The sequence below is a fragment of the Pseudomonas syringae genome (assembly GCF_002157375.1).
GTDB classification, from domain to species: Bacteria; Pseudomonadota; Gammaproteobacteria; order Pseudomonadales; family Pseudomonadaceae; genus Aquipseudomonas; species Aquipseudomonas syringae_T.
Map to the genome: position 1 here is coordinate 131,863 of NZ_MTSA01000008.1, position 20,663 is coordinate 152,525.

The window sequence follows — 20,663 nt, forward strand, 5'->3', positions numbered from 1 at the left end:
TTCGGCCGGAATCAAAAGCGGACTTGTATAACGATGAGCGCTCCGGCGTTGGCACGATAGCCAGAGCCAGTCCAACATCAAAAGAACAAAATGGGAGAAGAATCATGGCTGAAGCAAAAGTATTGAGCGGTGCCGGGCTTCGCGGGCAGGTTGCCGGGCAAACAGCGTTGTCTACGGTCGGCATGGCTGGCGCTGGTCTGACATACCGTGGGTACGACGTGCGCGAACTGGCCGCCGAAGCCCGATTCGAAGAGGTCGCGTATTTGCTGCTGTATGGCGAGTTGCCAACCCCGTCGCAGCTGTCGACCTACCTGGACAAGCTCAAGGGCCTGCGTGATTTGCCGCAGGCGCTTAAGGAAGTGCTGGAACGCATTCCCGCCGACACTCATCCGATGGACGTCATGCGCACCGGTGCTTCGATGCTCGGCACGCTGGAACCCGAACTCGATTTCGACCAGCAGCGCGATGCAACCGACCGCCTGCTCGCGGCGTTTCCGGCGATCATGTGTTACTGGTATCGCTTCAGCCACGACGGCAAGCGCATCGACTGCACCACGCCTGAAGACTCCATCGGCGGGCACTTTCTGCACCTGTTGCTGGACAAGGCTCCCAGCGAGCTGCACCGCAAGGTCATGGATGTTTCGCTGATTCTGTACGCCGAGCACGAGTTCAATGCCTCGACTTTCACCGCCCGGGTGTGCGCCTCGACCCTCTCGGACCTGTATTCCTGCGTCACTGCGGCCATCGGTACACTGCGTGGGCCGTTGCACGGCGGCGCCAATGAAGCGGCGATGGAAATGATCCAGCGTTTTTCCTCGGCCGACGAGGCAACCCAAGGCACGCTGGGCATGCTGGAGCGCAAGGAAAAGATCATGGGCTTCGGCCATGCGATCTACAAGGAGTCCGACCCGCGCAACGAGGTCATCAAGGGCTGGTCGAAAAAGCTCGCTGACGAAGTGGGGGATACCGTGCTTTTCCCGGTGTCCGAAGCCATCGACAAGGTCATGTGGGAGCAGAAAAAACTGTTTCCCAATGCCGACTTTTATCACGCCTCGGCTTACCACTTCATGGGCATTCCGACCAAGCTGTTCACGCCGATCTTTGTCTGCTCACGGCTGACCGGCTGGGCCGCTCACGTCTTCGAGCAGCGCGCCAACAACCGCATCATCCGTCCGAGCGCCGACTACATCGGCGTCGAGCAGCGCCGCTTCGTGCCCATCGAACAGCGTTGAAAGGGGGCAGGGGAGCCGTCGATGAGCTTCCCGCCCGTATTCCAGACACTCCGTGATCGAGTCCCGCAATGAACAGTGAATTCCGCAAAACGCTTCCTGGCTCCCGACTGGATTATTTCGATGCGCGCGCGGCTGTCGAGGCACTCAAGCCCGGCGCTTATGCCACGTTGCCGTACACCTCGCGGGTGCTGGCCGAAAACCTTGTGCGCCGCTGTAACCCGGCAACGTTGAACGCCTCGCTGATTCAGCTCATCGAGCGCAAGCGAGACCTGGACTTTCCCTGGTTCCCGGCACGGGTGGTCTGTCATGACATTCTGGGCCAGACCGCACTGGTCGACCTTGCCGGGCTGCGCGACGCGATTGCCTCGCAGGGCGGTGACCCGGCGCTGGTCAACCCGGTGGTGCCGGTTCAACTGATTGTCGATCACTCTCTGGCCGTCGAGGCGGACGGCAACGACCTGCAGGCGTTCGAAAAGAACCGTGCCATCGAAGACCGTCGCAACGAAGACCGCTTTCACTTTATCGACTGGACCAAACTGGCGTTCAAGAACGTCGAGGTGATCCCGCCGGGTAACGGCATCATGCACCAGATCAACCTGGAGAAAATGTCGCCGGTGGTGCAGGTACTTGATGGTGTGGCGTTCCCTGACACACTGGTCGGCACCGACAGTCACACGCCACACGTCGATGCGCTGGGCGTGATCGCCATCGGTGTCGGTGGCCTTGAGGCCGAAAATGTGATGCTGGGTCGCGCCTCGTGGATGCGCCTGCCGGACATCATCGGTGTCGAACTGACCGGCCGCCGCCAGCCAGGCATCACTGCCACCGATGTGGTGCTGGCCCTGACCGAATACCTGCGCCAGCAGAAAGTCGTCGGCGCGTATCTGGAATTCTATGGTGCAGGCGCATCGAGCCTGACCCTTGGCGACCGGGCGACCATCTCCAATATGGCGCCGGAATACGGCGCGACAGCGGCGATGTTCTCCATTGATTCGCAAACCATCGATTATCTGCGCCTGACCGGTCGTGAGGACGAGCAGGTCAAGCTGGTCGAGCTCTACGCCCGGCACACGGGGCTCTGGTCGGACAGCCTGACCGAGGTTGAATACGAGCGCGTGCTGAGCTTCGATCTGTCCAGCGTGGTGCGCAACATGGCCGGGCCGTCCAACCCGCATGCGCGAGTGGCGACGTCAGATCTGGCAGCCCGTGGCATTGCCGGGCAGTGGGACGAGGTGCCGGGGCAAATGCCCGATGGCGCGGTCATCATCGCCGCGATCACCAGTTGCACCAACACCAGCAACCCGCGCAACGTGATTGCGGCCGGCCTGCTGGCGCGTAACGCCAACCGGCTGGGGCTGAACCGCAAACCGTGGGTGAAATCCTCGCTGGCGCCCGGCTCGAAAACCGTGGCGCTGTACCTGGATGCTGCCGGGCTGACGACCGAGCTGGAGCAACTGGGTTTTGGCGTGGTGGCGTTTGCCTGCACCACCTGTAACGGCATGTCCGGATCGCTCGATCCGCTGATTCAGCAGGAAATCATCGACCGTGACCTGTACGCCACGGCCGTGTTGTCCGGCAACCGCAATTTCGACGGGCGCATTCACCCCTACGCCAAACAGGCTTTTCTGGCCTCGCCGCCCTTGGTGGTGGCTTATGCCATTGCCGGCACCATTCGGTTTGATATTGAAAACGATGTGCTGGGCATTGCCGACGGCAAGGACATCCGCCTCAAGGACATCTGGCCAAGCGACGAAGAAATCGACGCCGTGGTGCAGGCCTCGGTCAAGCCTGAGCAGTTTCGTCAGGTGTACATCCCGATGTTCGCCATCGAAGAACACACCGGCCCGAAGGTCGAGCCGCTCTATGACTGGCGTCCGATGAGCACCTACATTCGTCGGCCGCCTTATTGGGAGGGCGCGCTGGCCGGCGAGCGTACGCTCAAGGACATGCGCCCGCTGGCGGTGCTGCCGGACAACATCACCACCGATCACCTGTCGCCGTCCAACGCGATCATGCTCGACAGTGCGGCGGGTGAGTACCTGGCAAAAATGGGCCTGCCGGAAGAGGATTTCAATTCTTATGCGACCCACCGCGGCGATCACCTGACGGCTCAGCGGGCGACCTTCGCCAACCCGCAACTGGTCAACGAAATGGCCGTGATCGAGGGCAAGGTGAAGAAGGGCTCGCTCACGCGCCTTGAACCGGAGGGAAAGGTCACACGCATGTGGGAAGCCATCGAGACCTACATGGCTCGCAAACAGCCGTTGATCATCATCGCCGGTGCCGATTACGGCCAGGGTTCTTCGCGGGACTGGGCGGCCAAAGGCGTCAGGCTGGCGGGCGTCGAAGCCATTGCGGCAGAAGGGTTCGAGCGTATTCATCGGACCAATCTGGTCGGCATGGGCGTGTTGCCACTGGAGTTCAAGCCAGGCACCAATCGCCTGACACTGGGCATCGACGGCAGCGAAACCTACGACGTGATCGGCCAGCGCACGCCCCGCGCGACATTGACACTGGTGATCCAGCGCAAGAATGGCGAACGTGTCGAGGTGCCGGTCACCTGCCGTCTGGACACCGCTGAAGAGCTCTCTATTTATGAGGCGGGCGGCGTACTGCAGCGTTTCGCCCAGGATTTTCTGGAGGCTACAACCGTTGCCTGATCGTTCTCCACGCGCTACGTCCGCTCTTGAAGGTGTGGTGCCGCGCATGCCTGTGACGCGGAGCGTCACGCAAGGCATCTCCACGCTGGCGCGTGAGGAACGATAAGCGTGCGGAAAAACACCATCGTGCCCATGCTCAGCGTGGGCACGCGGTTCTGGACGCTCTGCGTCCGACTTTGAGCGCTCGGCGCGCTCGTTGAACAGGACAACGACTTCATGCATGCACCACAGATACGAATCCCCGCCACCTACATGCGCGGCGGCACCAGCAAAGGTGTTTTCTTCAGGCTGCACGATTTGCCGGAAGCCGCGCAAACGCCCGGCCTGGCCCGCGATGCGCTGTTACTGCGGGTCATCGGCAGTCCCGACCCTTACGAAAAACAGATCGACGGCATGGGCGGGGCGACATCGAGCACTAGCAAGACCGTGATCGTGTCGCGCAGCAGCAAGCCCGATCACGATGTCGACTACCTGTTCGGACAAGTGTCCATCGACAAGCCTTTTATCGACTGGAGCGGCAATTGCGGCAACCTGTCGGCCGCCGTAGGCTCCTTTGCCATCTTCAGTGATCTGGTCGACGCCAGCCGTATTCCGCAGCACGGCATCGCCATTGTGCGCATCTGGCAGGCCAACATCGGCAAGACCATCATTGCCCATGTGCCGATCAGTCACGGTGAGGTACAGGAAACCGGAGATTTCGAGCTGGATGGCGTGACCTTCCCGGCGGCGGAAGTGCAACTTGAGTTCCTTGACCCGGCTGCGGATGAGGAGGGCGCAGGTGGCTCGATGTTCCCCACCGGCAATCTGGTGGATGACCTGGAAGTGCCGGGTATCGGCACCTTCAAGGCGACCCTGATCAACGCAGGCATACCGACCATCTTCATCAACGCCGCTGACATCGGCTACACCGGCACCGAGTTGCAGGGCGATATCAATACCGACCCGCACGCGCTTGCCCGTCTGGAGACCATTCGCGCCTACGGTGCCGTGCGCATGGGCCTGATTGGCAGCATCAGTGAAGCTGCCACGCGCCAGCACACGCCCAAGGTCGCCTTTGTCGCCGCACCTGCCGATTATGTTTCCTCCAGCGGCAAGCCTGTTGCCGCGCAGGATATTGACCTGCTGGTGCGCGCTGTCTCAATGGGCAAGCTGCATCACGCGATGATGGGCACTGCTGCCGTGGCGATCGGAACAGCGGCGGCCATTCCGGGAACACTGGTGAACCTGGCTGCCGGTGGCGAGACGCGCAGCGCGGTTCGCTTTGGTCACCCTTCCGGTACGCTACGGGTCGGGGCTGAAGCCGTAGTCGTAGACGGCGAATGGTCGGTCAGGAAAGCCATCATGAGTCGAAGCTCCCGCGTATTGATGGAGGGATGGGTGCGTGTGCCAGGGAGTCTCTGGAAAGAAACAACGCCGGCTTGATAGTGCAATGCGCCTGTGGAGCAGGCGCATTGCCTCCGGTGTTATTGCAGGGGGCCGAAATAGCCGTAAGAACTCTTCCCGTCCACGTTGCCTCCGTGTGTCACTTCGACCTTGATGAAGTCATCGTTGTACGTCCGATTAAAGCTGGGGATGACGCGAGGCACGATGATGTCCTGGAGCACTGTTACAGTGGTTCTGCCTTGATTGAACGTCCCGTCCGGGTTGCCCACCAGGGTGAAATACGAGCCTTTTTTTGCCCTCACGACAGTTGCAGACCTGATTTCATCGTTGTCACAGCCATATGGATTATTGCCATCTCCCATCTTGAATTGGTCGCCTTTGGCGAACGGAACCGTGCAAACCGTGTTTTGGGTTGCGTTGTTGCCTTCATGAAAAACGATCTCCGCGACCGAAAAATCGCTATCAAGAGGCGATGCACCGACGACGATATGGGATACCTTGCCGTCCATACCGTTGTTGCGTAACGCCGTCACGGTCACTTGATCATTCGAGAAACTGCGCTCGAGGGAACCGATGGTCACAAAGGCGTCTATCGGCATGGTTTTCTTGACGTCGATATAGACAAAATCGTCTGACTTATTGCCATTTGGCGAGTCGTAAAGGGTGATGCGTGTCCCTCTGGCAACCCCCGCCAGTTGCACTGATCTGATCTCATCGTTTTCACAGCCCCGTGCGGGCAGTTTGAAGTTGTAATCGTGCAGCGCCGGCAGCACGCATACGGTGTCCCCGCTACGGTCGGCGTTTGCCTTTTCATAAAAGTAAATGCCGCCCTGACTCAGCGCCGCAGCGTAGGGAATGGTGTCGCCTGTCTGGTTGTAATCCACGGCCAGGTAGCTAGGCGGCTTCTGAGCTTTGGGCATGCATTCGTCCTGCACGCGACGTTGCAGCCAGGTCAGGTTGTTGTCAACGTCTCCGGCGTGACCCTGACTGCTGCCGAAAGCATGAAACTGATTCATCACAAACAAGCTCGGCCAGCCTCTGGAGTTCGCTGCTTGGGGTTTGTCCAGAGGATTATTGATGTCTCGGGTCTCACAGCGCCAGTCGTGGTCAAACAGACTCCCCAGGTTGTAGGTATTCTCGACTGCCACCTCCGTGTTCTTCAGGATTCGCACGCGATGGTCGCCAATCGTGAAATAGCCCGTCGATCCGTCTCGGTCGGCAAGTATGACCACGCGCTTGTTTTTCCGGATCATGTCGGCAAGGAGCGGCCACTGGCCGGTCGGGTATTCGCTCGGATCGAACACCATCGAAAGAAATTCAGGCGATACCTGTTTCAACTCGCTTTCGAGCAAGTCGTGATCCACATACGATTCCAGCAGCAGTGTGATGACGACGGATGGGTGGGCTGTTAAAAACGGCAGATAGATTTCGTTGAGCGTTTTGACGAGTTCATTGTTCAGCACGTTTGTCTGAAAACATGGGTCGTTCTCCTCGGCATGGCAAAGAGCTATGAACGGTATTCCGTCAAGATTGACTTCATGCAAGTCCAGCATGAAACCTCTTATTCCTCGCTCCAGCTGCTCTTTGATACTGTTGAGGTAGGCGTTGTGTGCCGTTGCCCATGTGTAGCGGTTGAAGGGACGAGAAAAGTCATTGATGCCTGGCGCGGTCTGCGTCCAGGTAGCCAGACGTGTCCACCATGCGTTGCTGATGCTGCCGTCGGGGTAGTACCAATAGTGCTCGCTCGGGACGCCTGCGACTTGAGAGGTGTAGTAATAAGTCTGATCGCGCTGTATGTGCCTGTGAATGGCACCGAGCCAGGTCAACTCATCCCAGTCCTTCGGGTCGGCTAGCGTGCCGGCGTGCTTACCCTTGTCTACCCAATACTCATTGCTTGAGCCATCAGCGGGAAGCGTCCATCCGGCGTCCGTGGGCTTACCGTCTTTTCGGGCTTCGTAATAATGTGGAACGCCCGCATTGGGTATCAGGCTGATCGCACCCGGCCACACAGGTTCGGTACTGATTCTTGGGTCTGAAAATGTCCCGTAGGACTTGCCGGCATAAGCCCAGTACGCGTTGTCGGCCTCTTTTTCAGGGAAATACCAGTTATTTGCGGCGGCACTCCCGGTGAACTTCGCCGTGTAGAAATACGGAGTGTTACCTATCAGGTTAATGTGCTGCGCCCCCGGTGACGTCGGGTCTCCCCAGTTTCGCGGGTCTATGAAGGTACCTGCACGCCCTCTGCCGACGAAGGTCCAGTTTGCATCGTCACTGGCCGTTAGCGGGTAATACCAGGCGTGTTGCGATGGCACGCCTTCTTTTTTCGATGCAAACAACACGCGGTAGTTGTTCACTGTCGAAAAATGCAAGGCGCCTGGCCAGGTAAATTCATCCCAGTCTTTGGCGTCGTAGGCCATGCCTGAGTGGCGGCCGGTGCCTCTGTATGTCCAGTGATCGTTACTGGCTTCGCCCGTCGGGTAATACCATCCGTTTTCAGAGGGCAAGCCATCCTTGGTCGCCGTGTAGTAGAAGTACGTGCCTGCCTGATCCTGGTTGACATGGACCCTGCCTGGCCAGGTGGGCTCGCTCCAGGGTTTCGGGTCCGCTGACGTACCTGAATGCCTCCCTGATGCCATATAAATCCAGTTGTTGTTGCTGAACTCGCCTTCTGGATACTCCCATCCCTGCTGCGATGGAATACCGTCATTGCGGCTCTTGTAATAGACGCGCACATTCTCGGCTTGACGCACATGAATGGCGTTCGGCCAAGTGGGTTCGTCCAGCTCTTTCGGGTCGGCGTAGGTGCCCAGGTGTTTTTGCGATGACAGGTAAGTCCAGTGCTCGTTATCAACCGGGCCTACAGGGTAGGTCCAGTTTTCCTTTGAGGGCGTGCCGTTTGCCTTGGCCGCATAAAATCGCCGCACGCCATCGCCTGAGTGGGCATGAATGGCTCCCGGCCAGGTAATGTCCTCCCAGTCTTTTGGTGCCGCATAGTTGCCGGCGTGCCTGCTTTCAACGATAAATGTCCAGTGGTCGTTGGAGGCGGCTGTGGTGGGGTAGTACCAGCCTTTTTCGGACGGCACACCGGAGGCCTTCGCAGCAAACAGAAACACCCTGTTTTCGTGTGCATAGAAATGTATCCTGCCTTTCCAGGTCAGTTCTTCCCAGCCTTTCGGATCTGTGTCGGTGCCCTCGTGTATGCTTTTGCCCAGATAGGAAAAAAACGCAGTGCTCTCCGGGCGGTGCGGGACGCTGGCGCCCAGATCAGCGGGCAGGCCCTGCATAAGCGATGAAAAGTACCAGTCCAGGCCGGTCGTACGTTCAACTGTTCTATGGATGGCGCCGATGCGGGTCACATCGTCGTCGGAATCCTTGGGCTCATCAAACGTGCCTTTATGCTTCTCGGCCCTTGTAAACAGCCAGTATTGATTATCAGCGGCTTCTGAAGGGAACGCCCAGCCCTGCAATGAGGGCACACCCTGTTTGCGCGCTTTGAAATACAAGCGCCCGGCTGTTGAATAATGCTCATGAATAGCGTCTGGCCAGGTCATTTCATCCCAGACATTGGGGTCGCTGTACGTCCCCCGATGTCTGCCGCTGCCGATGTGAGTCCAGTGCTCGTTACTGGATTTGCCTTCTGGATACTGCCAGCCCTGTTCCAGGGGCGGCACCCCATAGAAGCTGGAGGAGAAGAAACTCATGCGCCCGTTTTCTTCGACCATGTGAATTGCGCCGGGCCGGGTGAAGTCGTGCTCTGTCTTCGGGTCGATGAACGTCCCTTTGTGTTCATCGATGCCAATGTACTTCCACGCATCGCTGTTCTCGCCTTTTGGAGGAAAAGGACGGCTACCGGCTGGCGCGGCGCCTTCAACCTGTGAAACGAAGAAACGTGCAGGGTCGCCTGCCGTCGCGTGCGATGCATGAATGGCCCCCGGCCATGTGACTTCGGTTTCATCTTTGGGCGACTGGAATGTCCCGGCTCCCAGTGATGTCTCCAGAAACGTCCACTGCTTGTCACCGTGCAGCCCATCCTGTGGGTAGTCGATGCCCAGCAGCGTTGCTGTTCCCGAAAATGTCGATCCGTAGTAAATCGAGAACGTGCCTGAATTATCAAAATAACCGTCCCGCTTATGGACAGCGCCCGGCCAGGTCAGGTCAGCAAGCGTTTTGGGATCGGCGTACGTGCCTGCGTGCCGGCTTTCGCCTGTGTAAACCCAGTTCACTGTGTCGGCTTTTACGTCCTCCAGCGACTGATAGCGGTCCGATGGAAGCCCATCGAACCGTGCCTCGTAATACACCGTGCGGTCCGACAGGTTGAACGCATGGATTTGCCCTGACCAGGTCGGTTCATCCAGGCTTTTCGGATGCTCAAGGGTGCCGCGACCTGGCTCGACAGGACCCACATGGCTAAAGAACTCGTTGCTCACGGCCGCGCCGGGCACTGCGGGTTTGACGTCCTGCGGGCTGCCTTCGAAGCGTGAAATGAAATAAGTCGGCTTGCCGTCGATGGATAAACTGTAAACGGCACCCATCCAGCTCAGTTCGTCCGATTCCAGCGTTTGTGCGGGATGCTCGAACGTTGCCTTCATCCGGTTGCCAACGAATGTCCAGTGCTCTGTATCGTCCCTGTACCGCGGGTCGGGGCGGATCCAGGCGGTCGATACCATGCCTTCCTGCGCTGATGCGTAGTAGGCGTCTATTCCGTGAGCCATGGTGAACACATGAATTGCACCTTTCCAGGTGAAGTCTGCGATGGTTTCGTCGCCTTTGGGGTCGCTGAGGGTGCCCCGATGGAAAGTGCTCTCTTGATATGTCCAACCTTCCTCACTCTCGGCGCCAGTGGGTAACGGCGTCCGGCAGGTTTCCCCAAAGTCCTGGTAGTCGGTCTTGAAAAAAGCGTACGTTTTGTTGCCTGGTTGAGCCGGGTCGATTTCGATCCGGTTGATGGCGCCCAGGTAGGTCGCCTCGCAATTAATCTTCGGGTCTGCGTAAGTCCCTTTGTGGATGCCGCGATATACCCAAGAGTCATTCTTGACGGCCGGAATGGTCGATCTGGAAAAATTATTGTAGTCGTCCGGTAAGGGTGGCAATTCCAGGTCCTGGTCAGCCGGGTATCCGACAAATTTCGACGAGTAGAAGCGTCGCTGGCCTGTGGAGTCAACGGTGGCGTAGACCGTTTCCAGGGTATTGCTGCGCTCGTCCAGGGCCTTGGGGTCTTCATAGGTGCCAGCATGAACGCCGTCATTGCGCACGGCTATGTATGTCCAATGGGCGGTGTCTCCTGGTTTATCAGGATCCGGTGCGGTCCAGGACGGAGACACCGTACCTTCCTGCTTTGAGGCGTAGAACGCCTCGGCTCCATCGGACATCTTGAAAAGATGGATGGCACCTTTCCACGTGAAATCCTCCACGGTCTGGTCACCCTTGGGTGTACTAAAGCTGCCTGGCTTATAAGTGGACGCCAGGAATCCCCAGTCACTGTTGGGTCCAGGGTTGGCAGGCAGCCCGGAGCCTATGCATGTACTTCCGTTCTCTTCGCGCCGAGTGCTGTAAAAAACCAACAGCCCGTCAGCCTGGGTGACTTTATTGATGGCGCCCAGGTAGGTGGCTTCGCATGCTATTTTCGGGTCCGCGTAAGTGCCCGAATGGGTGCCTCGGTATACCCAGAAACCATTCTGGACAGCCGGGATGGGGCGGGGTGAGAATTCAGGGTAACCCTCGGGTAAAGGCGGTAATTCATGTTCAGCCGGGTCACCGACAAACCTCGCCTCGTAGAAACGCCGCCGGCCGGTGGAATCGACGAGTGCGTAAATGAGGCCCTCTACAAAGCTGTAGTCTTTCAGATTGAGCGGATTTTCATATGTGCCGGCCTGTCGTTGTGGAACGCTCTCAAGAGGAGTCGTCGCGCCAGCATGGCCTGCGTCTGGCATATTGGTTGTGTGGCTCGACTCCGGTGACGCATTCCGGGCGTGCGCAGGGTTGAGCAGTGCGAGCGCAAACGCCACTGGCATCAGGACTGAAAGGTTCATTGTTCACCGTCCTTGGTGACAGGTGGCATTGCATGCGTGAGCAATGCTGCCATCTGTATTGATCCGTCCCTGCGCCACGGTGGCGTCAAGGGGCCGGATTCATTTTCAAACACGCCGGGACGGCTGACTACTGTCATTCCTGACAGGCACGGTACGGCGGTGGTGACAGGGAAGTGAAGGCCGGATTATTTGAAGCGCCGCTCAACCCCTTTTTCGACCAGTACCTTGGCGGAGATTTCTTCCACCGAAAAATGCGTGGAGTTGATGTGCGGGATGTTCTCGCGCCGGAACAGGCCTTCCACTTCGCGCACTTCGAATTCGCACTGGGCGTAGCTTGAATAACGGCTGTTGGGCTTGCGCTCGTGGCGTATGGCAGTCAGGCGATCCGGGTCGATGGTCAGGCCGAACAGCTTTTCGCGATGCTGCTTGAGCGCGGCGGGCAATTGCAGCCGCTCCATGTCGTCCTCGGTCAACGGGTAATTGGCCGCCCGGATGCCGAATTGCATGGCCATGTACAGGCAGGTCGGGGTCTTGCCGCAGCGCGACACGCCCACCAGAATGATGTCGGCCTTGTCGTAATAGTGCGTGCGGGCGCCGTCGTCGTTGTCCAGCGCAAAATTGACCGCCTCGATGCGCTCCATATAGTTGGAGTTGTGCCCGATGGAATGCGATTTGCCCACCGAGTACGAGGAGTGTGAACTAAGCTCCTGTTCCAGCGGGGCCAGGAAGGTCGAGAAAATATCGATCATGAAGCCGTTGGACGTCGCCAGAATCTCGCGGATGTCCTGATTGACGATGGTGTCGAAGATGATCGGTCGTACATCGTCCCTGTCGGCGGCATTGTTGATTTGTTGTACCATCGCCCGCGCCTTCTCGACGCTGTCGATATAGGGCCTGGTGAACTTGTTGAATGTAATGTTTTCAAATTGTGCCAACAGGCTTTGCCCCAGGGTTTCGGCAGTGATACCGGTACCGTCCGAGATGAAAAAAGCAGATCGTTTCATTTTTGTCCCTGACCTTAAGCCGTTGACGATTTCTGGATATCATAGGCGTGCTTGTCAGCCCTGAGGGCGTGTCGGCACACCTTTTTTGAAGGTTCAGGCTTGCGCCCGACCTGACACGCCCGAGGCCACTCTACACGCGCCTCGGGTGAATGAGCTTTTCCCAACAACAAACACAGTTAGTGGAGAGATCACCTTGGTAGAGTACGTAGTTTCCCTCGATAAGCTCGGCGTCCATGATGTAGAGCATGTGGGGGGCAAAAACTCGTCCCTCGGCGAGATGATCAGCAACCTCGCAGGCGCTGGTGTTTCAGTGCCCGGTGGCTTCGCGACTACGGCCCAGGCTTATCGTGATTTTCTCGAACTCAGCGGCCTGAACGACCAGATCCACGCGGCGCTGGACGCACTTGATGTCGATGACGTCAATGCACTGGCCCGCACTGGCGCGCAGATCCGTCAGTGGATCATGGAAGCCGAGTTTCCAGAGAAGCTCAACGCCGAAATCCGCACCGCCTTTGCCGAACTGTCGGCGGGCAACCCGAATCTGGCCGTGGCGGTGCGTTCTTCCGCCACCGCTGAAGACCTGCCTGACGCCTCTTTTGCGGGCCAGCAAGAGACCTTCCTGAACATTCGCGGTGTCGAAAACGTCATTCGTGCTGCCAAGGAAGTCTTTGCTTCGCTGTTCAATGACCGCGCGATTTCCTACCGGGTCCACCAGGGCTTCGACCACAAACTGGTGGCGTTGTCGGCCGGCGTGCAGCGCATGGTGCGTTCTGAAACGGGTACAGCGGGCGTCATGTTCACCCTGGACACCGAATCCGGTTTCCGCGATGTGGTGTTCATCACCGGCGCTTACGGCCTGGGCGAGACGGTCGTGCAGGGCGCGGTCAACCCGGACGAATTCTACGTACACAAGAACACGCTGGCCGCCGGTCGCCCGGCCATCCTGCGCCGCAACCTGGGCAGCAAGGCCATCAAGATGATTTACGGCGATGAAGCCAAGGCCGGTCGTTCGGTCAAGGTGATCGACGTCGAGCCTGCTGATCGGGCGCGCTTCTGTCTGACCGATGCCGAAGTGTCCGAACTGGCTAAACAGGCGATGATCATCGAGAAGCACTACAAGTGCCCGATGGACATCGAATGGGCCAAGGACGGCGACGACGGCAAGCTGTACATCGTGCAGGCACGCCCTGAAACCGTGAAGAGCCGCGCCTCGGCCAACGTCATGGAGCGTTATCTGCTCAAAGAGACCGGCAAGGTGCTGGTCGAAGGTCGCGCCATCGGCCAGCGCATCGGTGCAGGCAAGGTGCGGATCATCAAGGACGTGTCCGAAATGGACAAAGTCCAGCCCGGTGACGTGCTGGTCTCCGACATGACCGACCCGGACTGGGAACCGGTCATGAAGCGTGCGAGCGCAATTGTGACCAACCGCGGCGGTCGTACCTGCCACGCGGCGATCATTGCCCGTGAACTGGGTATCCCGGCAGTGGTCGGTTGCGGCAATGCCACGCACACCTTGCAGGACGGGCAGGGCGTGACGGTGTCCTGCGCCGAAGGCGACACCGGTTACATCTTCGAAGGTGAGCTGGGCTTTGACATCAAGACCAACTCGGTCGATGCCATGCCCGATCTGCCCTTCAAGATCATGATGAACGTCGGCAACCCGGATCGCGCCTTCGATTTTGCCCAGTTGCCCAATGCCGGTGTCGGCCTGGCGCGCCTGGAGTTCATCATCAACCGCATGATCGGCGTACACCCCAAGGCGCTGCTCAATTACTCGGTGCTGCCGCCGGAAATCAAGGACAGCGTCGACAAGCGGATTGCCGGTTACGACGATCCGGTCGGTTTCTACGTCGAGAAGCTGGTCGAGGGCATCAGCACCCTGGCCGCCGCGTTCACGCCGAAAAAGGTCATCGTGCGGCTGTCGGACTTCAAGTCCAACGAGTACGCCAACCTGATCGGCGGCAAGCTGTACGAGCCTGAAGAAGAAAACCCGATGCTCGGGTTCCGCGGCGCGTCGCGTTACATCAGCGAAAACTTCCGCGACTGTTTCGAGCTGGAATGCCGCGCGCTCAAACGGGTTCGGGAAGACATGGGCCTGACCAACGTCGAAATCATGGTGCCGTTCGTGCGCACCCTGGGCGAAGCGAGCCAGGTCATCGACCTGCTGGCGGCCAACGGCCTGAAGCGGGGCGAAAACGGCCTGCGCATCATCATGATGTGTGAATTGCCGTCCAACGCCATTCTGGCAGACGAGTTCCTCGAGTATTTCGACGGCTTCTCCATCGGCTCCAACGACCTGACTCAACTGACGCTTGGCCTGGATCGCGACTCCGGTGTTATCGCTCACCTGTTCGACGAGCGTAATCCGGCGGTCAAGAAGCTGCTGTCCAACGCCATTCAGGCCTGCAACAAGGCGGGCAAGTACATCGGCATCTGCGGCCAGGGGCCTTCGGATCACCCGGATCTGGCGCGCTGGTTGATGGATCAGGGGATCGAGAGCGTGTCGCTCAACCCTGATTCGGTCCTGGAAACCTGGTTCTTCCTGGCCGAGGCGCAAGCCCCTGTCTGAGGTGGCGCGGCTCTTGTGACGTGAAAGGCGCCTGAGCCGTCTTGTGGATCAGGTGTTCGAGAGAGGCGGTTTCTTCGGAAGCCGCCTTTTTTATGGCGTGCCATGAGCATGCCTTAACGCAGGGTTTTATCCAGTCTGTCCAGCCAGATAAAGAGTGTTATGCAAAGCAGTAGCCAGCTTTTTCCCGTAGCCCTGATCAGCGCCGAACGTTGCGGCGACCTGGTCGAAGACGTCTACCGTCTGAAACCTGCCAACAGCCCGGACCCGAGTGTCGAGCTGGTGGTGACCCGCCTGGGGCTGGTTGATCAGCCCGATGTGCGGGGCGTTCCGGTGATTCTGCTGCACGGCAGTTTTTCCAATCGGCGCTTCTGGTACTCGCCCAAGGGCATCGGTCTGGGGCCGTACCTGGCCCGGGCGGGGTACGACGTGTGGATTCCAGAGATGCGCGGGCACGGGTTGTCGTCGCGTAACCAGAGCTATCGGTCCAATTGCGTGGCGGACTACGCCCGTTTCGATCTGCCGTCCATCGCCGCGTTCGTTGTCGAGCAAAGCGCTCAGGTGCCGCACTGGATCGGCCACTCGTTGGGCGGAATAACCTTGGCGGCGGCGTTGGGCGGGCAGTACCTGGGGCCGGAAACGGCAGCGTCGGTGGCGCTGTTCGGCAGTCAGGTCAGCCGCAGCTACTGGCCGCTGAAAATCCCGCCACTGCAATGGTCGGCGCGTCTGTTGCTCAGGTCGTTCGAGCACGTCTCCGGCCCGCGTTTCAAGCGTGGGCCGGAAGACGAGCCGATAGGGCTGGTGCTGGAGAGCCTGCGCTGGCACGGGCTGTTCGGGCGTTTTGGCGAGCGTGACAATAACTGGTGGGAAGGGCTCAACGCAGTTCAGGTGCCCGTTCTGGCTGTCGCGGCGGCTGGCGATCATCAGGACCCGGTCTGGGCTTGCCGCCTGTTGTTCGATCAGATCGGAGAGGGCGCGCATAAGCAGTTCCTCTGCCTGGGACGCGAACACGGCTTCAGCGAAGACTTCGACCATGTGCAGATGTTGATCAGCAAGGGGGCGCAACAAGAGGTCTGGCCGCGTGTCATCGAGTGGTTGGAAGCGCGTACGGTTCCTGAACAGGTCATAGAGTTTCAGGCCGCAGTGGGCAGTTAACGGTTAAAGTCGCTATGGTTAGCATCAGTTGGTCGTGTCATGTTCCGTCTGTCACGACCTCATGCCCACTATGGAATGACAGGAGTTGACCTCATGCATTACCTCACCCCCGACCTGTGCGACGCCTACCCGGATCAGGTCCAGGTCGTCGAGCCGATGTTCAGCAATTTCGGTGGACGCGATTCATTTGGTGGCCAGATCGTCACCCTCAAGTGCTTCGAAGACAATTCTCTTGTCAGGGAGCAGGTCGAACTCGACGGCAAGGGCCAAGTGCTGGTGGTCGATGGTGGCGGTTCGCTGAGGTGCGCCCTGCTGGGTGATTTGCTGGCCGAAAAGGCAGCCAGGAACGGCTGGGAAGGGCTGGTGATCTACGGCTGTGTGCGCGACGTTGACATGCTGGCTCAGACCGATCTCGGCGTTCAGGCGCTGGCCAGTCATCCGAAGAAAACCGAGAAACGTGGCTTGGGTGATCTGAATGTACCGGTCACCTTTGGCGGTATTACCTTTCGTTCGGGTGAATACCTGTACGCGGACAACAATGGCATCATCATTTCTCCCTCACCTCTGACCATGCCGGAATAAGCGAAGTATCCATGTTCGATGAAGCAAACGCGCAGTGGGGGCTGGTTCATGCCCTTGTTTTGGACGGTAAAGGCGGGGCGCGTTTCATTGCTCGAACCGAGTTGCAGGCCCTTGAGTTACAGCCGCAGGAGAGTCTGTGGCTGCATTGGGATCGCAGCCATCCGCAGACTCAGACCTGGCTGCGTACCGCCAGCGGCCTGAGCGAATTTGCCTGCGACCTGCTGCTCGAAGAAAACACCCGGCCGCGTCTGCTGCCGTTGGCGGATCAGGAGTTGCTGCTGTTTCTGCGCGGCGTGAACCTGAACCCCGGTGCCGAGCCGGAAGACATGGTCTCGGTGCGCATATTTGCTGCCGCGCAACGCGTGATTTCGTTGCGCCTGAGGCCTTTGCGCGCCACTGAAGAACTGATCGAGTTGCTGGGGCAGGGCAAAGGCCCGAAGAGCGCCTCTGAACTGATCCTTTACCTGGCGCAGTACCTGACCGACAAGGTTCAGGATCTGGTTGGCGAGTTGACGGAGTCTGTCGACGAAGAGGAAGAAAAGTCGGATGCCGACGAGCGCTACAGCCCGGAACACGGCAAATTGTTGCACATTCGCCGTCGCGCAGCCGGACTGCGCCGTTTTCTGGGCCCGCAGCGAGATATCTACGGTCAGCTTTCGCGGATCAAACTGTCCTGGTTCGCCCATGACGATACTGATTACTGGAATGAACTTAACAATAGCCTGACCCGTTACCTGGAAGAGCTGGAGCTGACCCGCGAGCGCGTGGGGCTGCTGCTGGAGTCCGAGGACCGGCGGCTGCGCGAGCACATGAACCGCACGATGTACCGTTTCGGCATCATTACCGGTATCTTCCTGCCGATGAGTTTTCTCACCGGGTTGCTGGGCATTAATGTGGGCGGTATTCCCGGTTCGGACAGCGCTTATGGCTTTCTCGTGGCGTGTCTGCTTATCGTCTCGCTGGCGGCAGGGCAGTGGTGGCTGTTCAGGCGTTTACGCTGGGTATGAAGGGCGGCGTTGGTGCTTTTTTGCCGGGGCCGTGTGACTTGTTGTTTTCGCGTCGCGTCTTTGACTGACATTACGTGAGGTGCCTGATGCACGATCCGTTTGAAGAATCTTTACGCGACATGCTCAATTCTTCATCCTCCAGCCGGGATGACGATGCATGTCTGGGACGTGTCCTGAAGACCGCCAACCGCCAGGTCGGTGCCGGTGTGTTGTTCGGGCTGCTGGGGCGTTGGTCGGAGGCGTTGATGATTGCCGTCAACAGCGGTTCGGCACATGTTTCTCCCGTTTCTCGCCGCACTGCTTCTGGTGCGCGTTCTATCGATAAGGCTGATTGAGCATGGAATTGAATCTCTGGACCCAGAGCCTTCTTGCTGCAATGACTGCGTTGTGGACCAAAGTCGCCAACTTCATCCCTAACCTCTTTGGCGCCCTGGTCGTGGTGCTGCTGGGTTTTGTCGTGGCCAAGCTGCTCGACACGCTGCTCTCCAAGCTCTTGGCAAAGCTGGGCCTTGATCGTCTGGTCAGTGGCACGGGCCTCACCAAGCTGATCGGCCGCGCGGGCGTCAAGGTGCCTGTCTCCACACTGATCGGCAAAGTCGTCTATTGGTTTGTATTGCTGATCTTCCTGGTGTCGGCTGCCGAATCGTTGGGGCTGCAGCGAGTTTCCGCTACCCTGGACATGCTGGCGCTGTATCTGCCGAAAGTGTTTGGTGCCGCGCTGGTGTTGCTGGTCGGCGTGTTGCTGGCGCAACTGGTCAACGGCCTGGTGCGGGGGGCCGCTGAAGGCGTCGGAATAGATTATTCGGCTGGCCTGGGACGAATTGCTCAAGGGCTGGTCATAATCATCAGCATCTCGGTCGCGATCAGCCAGCTTGAGGTCAAGACCGACCTGCTGAACCATGTGATTGTGATTGCGCTGATTACCGTTGGTCTGACAGTGGCACTTGCCTTGGGCCTCGGCAGTCGGGAAATCGCCGGTCAGATCATCGCCGGCATTTATGTCCGCGAGCTCTTTCAGGTGGGGCAGCAGGTACAGATAGGCGAGACGGAAGGGCAGATCGAGGAGATCGGTACGGTCAAGACAACGTTACTGACAGAAGAAGGAGAGCTGGTTTCGTTTTCCAACCGCATCCTTCTTGAACAGCGAGTAAGCAGCCGTTAAGCGGCCAACCTGCTAATCTATGCCGCCCGGTTGCCGATATAGGGCTGTGGCGGACATTGACCTGACTGTCGGCAAAATTTGTTTTGAATAAACCTCAACCGTTTTCGACGCGCTACGACCCCCGCGAGCTCTCTGATGAGGAGCTGGTTGCGCGAGCCCATGTTGAGCTGTTCAATGTGACGCGGGCGTACGAAGAATTGATGCGTCGTTATCAGCGGACACTTTTTAACGTGTGTTCACGTTATTTAGGGAACGATCGCGACGCTGACGATGTCTGTCAGGAGGTGATGCTTAAGGTGTTGTATGGGTTGAAAAATTTTGAAGGTAAATCTAAATTTAAAACCTGGCTCTACAGCATCACCTACAATGAGTGCATCACGCAGTACAGAAAGGAACGGCGTAAGCGTCGCTTGATGGACGCGCTGAGTCTGGATCCACTTGAGGAAGCGTCGGAAGACAAGACGCCCAAACCTGAAGAGCGGGGCGGACTCGATCGCTGGCTTGTGTATGTGAACCCGATCGATCGGGAGATTCTGGTACTGAGATTCGTCGCAGAACTTGAATTCCAGGAGATCGCAGACATCATGCACATGGGCTTGAGCGCAACGAAAATGCGTTACAAGCGGGCATTAGATAAATTACGAGAGAAATTTGCGGGAATCGCCGAAACTTAATACGGTGCAAATATCTCTTACGAACTGGCTGGGTCTGGTAGACTGGCCGCCGAGTTGTCCCCCTGTGTGGGACTGCTTAATAATCATCAGATGGGGATTTAACGGATGAAACTGAAAAACACCTTGGGCTTGGCCATTGGTACTATTGTTGCCGCCACCTCGTTCGGCGCACTGGCTCAAGGCCAAGGCGCGGTCGAAATCGAAGGCTTCGCCAAGAAAGAGTATTACGATAGCGATCGTAATTTCAAAAACGACGGCAACCTGTTCGGCGGCTCCGTTGGCTACTTCCTGACCGACGACGTTGAACTGCGTCTGGGCTACGACGAAGTTCACAACGTCCGTAGCGAAAGCGGCAAGAACATCAAGGGCGCAGACACCGCTCTGGACGCTCTGTACCACTTCAACAACCCAGGCGACATGCTGCGTCCTTACCTGTCTGCCGGTTTCTCTGACCAAAGCATCGGTCAAGACGCTCGCAACGGCCGTGACGGTTCGACCTTCGCCAACATCGGTGGCGGCGCCAAGCTGTACTTCACTGACAACTTCTATGCCCGTGCAGGCGTTGAAGCTCAGTACAACATCGACCAAGGCAACACCGAGTGGGCGCCAAGCGTCGGTATCGGCGTTAACTTCGGTGGCGGCAGCAAAAAAGTTGAAGCTGCACCTGCTCCAGTAGCTGAAGTGTGCTCCGACAGCGACAACGACGGCGTGTGCGACAACGTCGACAAGTGCCCGGACACCCCAGCCAACGTTACCGTTGACGCTGATGGCTGCCCAGCCGTTGCTGAAGTGGTTCGTGTTGAGCTGGACGTGAAGTTCGATTTCGACAAATCCGTAGTCAAGCCTAACAGCTACGGCGACATCAAGAACCTCGCTGACTTCATGCAGCAGTACCCACAAACCACCACCACTGTTGAAGGTCACACTGACTCCGTCGGTCCTGACGCTTACAACCAAAAACTGTCCGAGCGTCGTGCAAACGCCGTTAAACAGGTTCTGGTTAACCAGTACGGTGTTGGCGCTAGCCGCGTAAACTCGGTTGGTTACGGCGAATCCCGCCCAGTTGCTGACAACGCAACTGAAGCTGGCCGCGCAGTTAACCGTCGCGTAGAAGCAGAAGTAGAAGCTCAAGCTAAGTAATTAGCCCGCTTGTACTGAAAAGCCCGGCTTAGGCCGGGCTTTTCTTTGTCTGCGATTCGGGCAGCTTCT

At 58.3% G+C, this 20,663-nt stretch carries 13 protein-coding genes; 11 read left to right on the plus strand and 2 right to left on the minus strand.

The window, feature by feature from the left end; genetic code table 11:
* Positions 1 to 104 precede the first annotated feature (104 nt).
* From prpC to prpF, 3 genes are all read left to right on the plus strand, one after another.
* Positions 105 to 1,232, plus strand: coding sequence for a bifunctional 2-methylcitrate synthase/citrate synthase (prpC, locus tag BW686_RS12030; protein ID WP_084916967.1), 1,128 nt, complete (start codon positions 105 to 107; stop codon positions 1,230 to 1,232).
* 68 nt (positions 1,233 to 1,300) lie between these two features.
* Positions 1,301 to 3,892: a Fe/S-dependent 2-methylisocitrate dehydratase AcnD gene (acnD, locus tag BW686_RS12035; RefSeq protein WP_084916969.1), complete on the plus strand. Its 2,592-nt coding sequence runs from the start codon at positions 1,301 to 1,303 to the stop codon at positions 3,890 to 3,892.
* A 216-nt stretch (positions 3,893 to 4,108) separates the two neighbouring features.
* Complete coding sequence (gene prpF, locus BW686_RS12045) at positions 4,109 to 5,314, plus strand: 2-methylaconitate cis-trans isomerase PrpF (protein ID WP_084916973.1); 1,206 nt, start codon at positions 4,109 to 4,111, stop codon at positions 5,312 to 5,314.
* A 41-nt stretch (positions 5,315 to 5,355) separates the two neighbouring features.
* On the opposite strand, the gene BW686_RS26975 is transcribed toward prpF, so the two are convergent.
* Both BW686_RS26975 and ppsR read right to left on the minus strand, forming a co-directional pair.
* On the minus strand, positions 5,356 to 11,304 hold the full coding sequence (locus BW686_RS26975; RefSeq protein WP_218775746.1) for a hypothetical protein: 5,949 nt from the start codon (positions 11,302 to 11,304) through the stop codon (positions 5,356 to 5,358).
* A gap of 185 nt (positions 11,305 to 11,489) precedes the next feature.
* Entirely contained in the window at positions 11,490 to 12,308 is an 819-nt protein-coding gene (gene ppsR, locus BW686_RS12055) for a posphoenolpyruvate synthetase regulatory kinase/phosphorylase PpsR (RefSeq protein ID WP_084916975.1), read from the minus strand.
* A 193-nt stretch (positions 12,309 to 12,501) separates the two neighbouring features.
* Here ppsR and ppsA point away from each other — a divergent pair, with 193 nt between their 5' ends.
* From ppsA to BW686_RS12095, 8 genes are all read left to right on the plus strand, one after another.
* The gene (gene ppsA, locus BW686_RS12060) at positions 12,502 to 14,877 is read left to right on the plus strand and encodes a phosphoenolpyruvate synthase (protein ID WP_084916977.1); all 2,376 of its coding nucleotides are present in this window, start codon (positions 12,502 to 12,504) and stop codon (positions 14,875 to 14,877) included.
* A gap of 159 nt (positions 14,878 to 15,036) precedes the next feature.
* Complete coding sequence (locus BW686_RS12065) at positions 15,037 to 16,029, plus strand: alpha/beta fold hydrolase (protein ID WP_084916979.1); 993 nt, start codon at positions 15,037 to 15,039, stop codon at positions 16,027 to 16,029.
* A 93-nt stretch (positions 16,030 to 16,122) separates the two neighbouring features.
* Positions 16,123 to 16,611: a ribonuclease E activity regulator RraA gene (rraA, locus tag BW686_RS12070; protein ID WP_084916982.1), complete on the plus strand. Its 489-nt coding sequence runs from the start codon at positions 16,123 to 16,125 to the stop codon at positions 16,609 to 16,611.
* An 11-nt stretch (positions 16,612 to 16,622) separates the two neighbouring features.
* A complete protein-coding gene (locus BW686_RS12075) occupies positions 16,623 to 17,618 on the plus strand; it encodes a zinc transporter ZntB (protein WP_084916984.1) in 996 nt (331 codons plus the stop codon).
* An 86-nt stretch (positions 17,619 to 17,704) separates the two neighbouring features.
* The gene (locus BW686_RS12080; RefSeq protein WP_084916986.1) at positions 17,705 to 17,953 is read left to right on the plus strand and encodes a CrfX protein; all 249 of its coding nucleotides are present in this window, start codon (positions 17,705 to 17,707) and stop codon (positions 17,951 to 17,953) included.
* 2 nt (positions 17,954 to 17,955) lie between these two features.
* The gene (locus tag BW686_RS12085; RefSeq protein ID WP_084916988.1) at positions 17,956 to 18,780 is read left to right on the plus strand and encodes a mechanosensitive ion channel family protein; all 825 of its coding nucleotides are present in this window, start codon (positions 17,956 to 17,958) and stop codon (positions 18,778 to 18,780) included.
* An 83-nt stretch (positions 18,781 to 18,863) separates the two neighbouring features.
* A complete protein-coding gene (sigX, locus tag BW686_RS12090; protein ID WP_005897476.1) occupies positions 18,864 to 19,454 on the plus strand; it encodes an RNA polymerase sigma factor SigX in 591 nt (196 codons plus the stop codon).
* Between the two features lie 105 nt (positions 19,455 to 19,559).
* Entirely contained in the window at positions 19,560 to 20,594 is a 1,035-nt protein-coding gene (locus BW686_RS12095; protein WP_084916990.1) for an OmpA family protein, read from the plus strand.
* Positions 20,595 to 20,663 lie beyond the last annotated feature (69 nt).

Coding starts and splice junctions, on each gene's coding strand:
- prpC (WP_084916967.1), top strand. CDS start 105: ATGGCTGAAGCAAAAGTATTGAGCGGTGCCGGGCTTCGCGGGCAGGTT.
- acnD (WP_084916969.1), top strand. CDS start 1,301: ATGAACAGTGAATTCCGCAAAACGCTTCCTGGCTCCCGACTGGATTAT.
- prpF (WP_084916973.1), top strand. CDS start 4,109: ATGCATGCACCACAGATACGAATCCCCGCCACCTACATGCGCGGCGGC.
- BW686_RS26975 (WP_218775746.1), bottom strand. CDS start 11,304: ATGAACCTTTCAGTCCTGATGCCAGTGGCGTTTGCGCTCGCACTGCTC.
- ppsR (WP_084916975.1), bottom strand. CDS start 12,308: ATGAAACGATCTGCTTTTTTCATCTCGGACGGTACCGGTATCACTGCC.
- BW686_RS12065 (WP_084916979.1), top strand. CDS start 15,037: ATGCAAAGCAGTAGCCAGCTTTTTCCCGTAGCCCTGATCAGCGCCGAA.
- rraA (WP_084916982.1), top strand. CDS start 16,123: ATGCATTACCTCACCCCCGACCTGTGCGACGCCTACCCGGATCAGGTC.
- BW686_RS12075 (WP_084916984.1), top strand. CDS start 16,623: ATGTTCGATGAAGCAAACGCGCAGTGGGGGCTGGTTCATGCCCTTGTT.
- BW686_RS12080 (WP_084916986.1), top strand. CDS start 17,705: ATGCACGATCCGTTTGAAGAATCTTTACGCGACATGCTCAATTCTTCA.
- BW686_RS12085 (WP_084916988.1), top strand. CDS start 17,956: ATGGAATTGAATCTCTGGACCCAGAGCCTTCTTGCTGCAATGACTGCG.
- BW686_RS12095 (WP_084916990.1), top strand. CDS start 19,560: ATGAAACTGAAAAACACCTTGGGCTTGGCCATTGGTACTATTGTTGCC.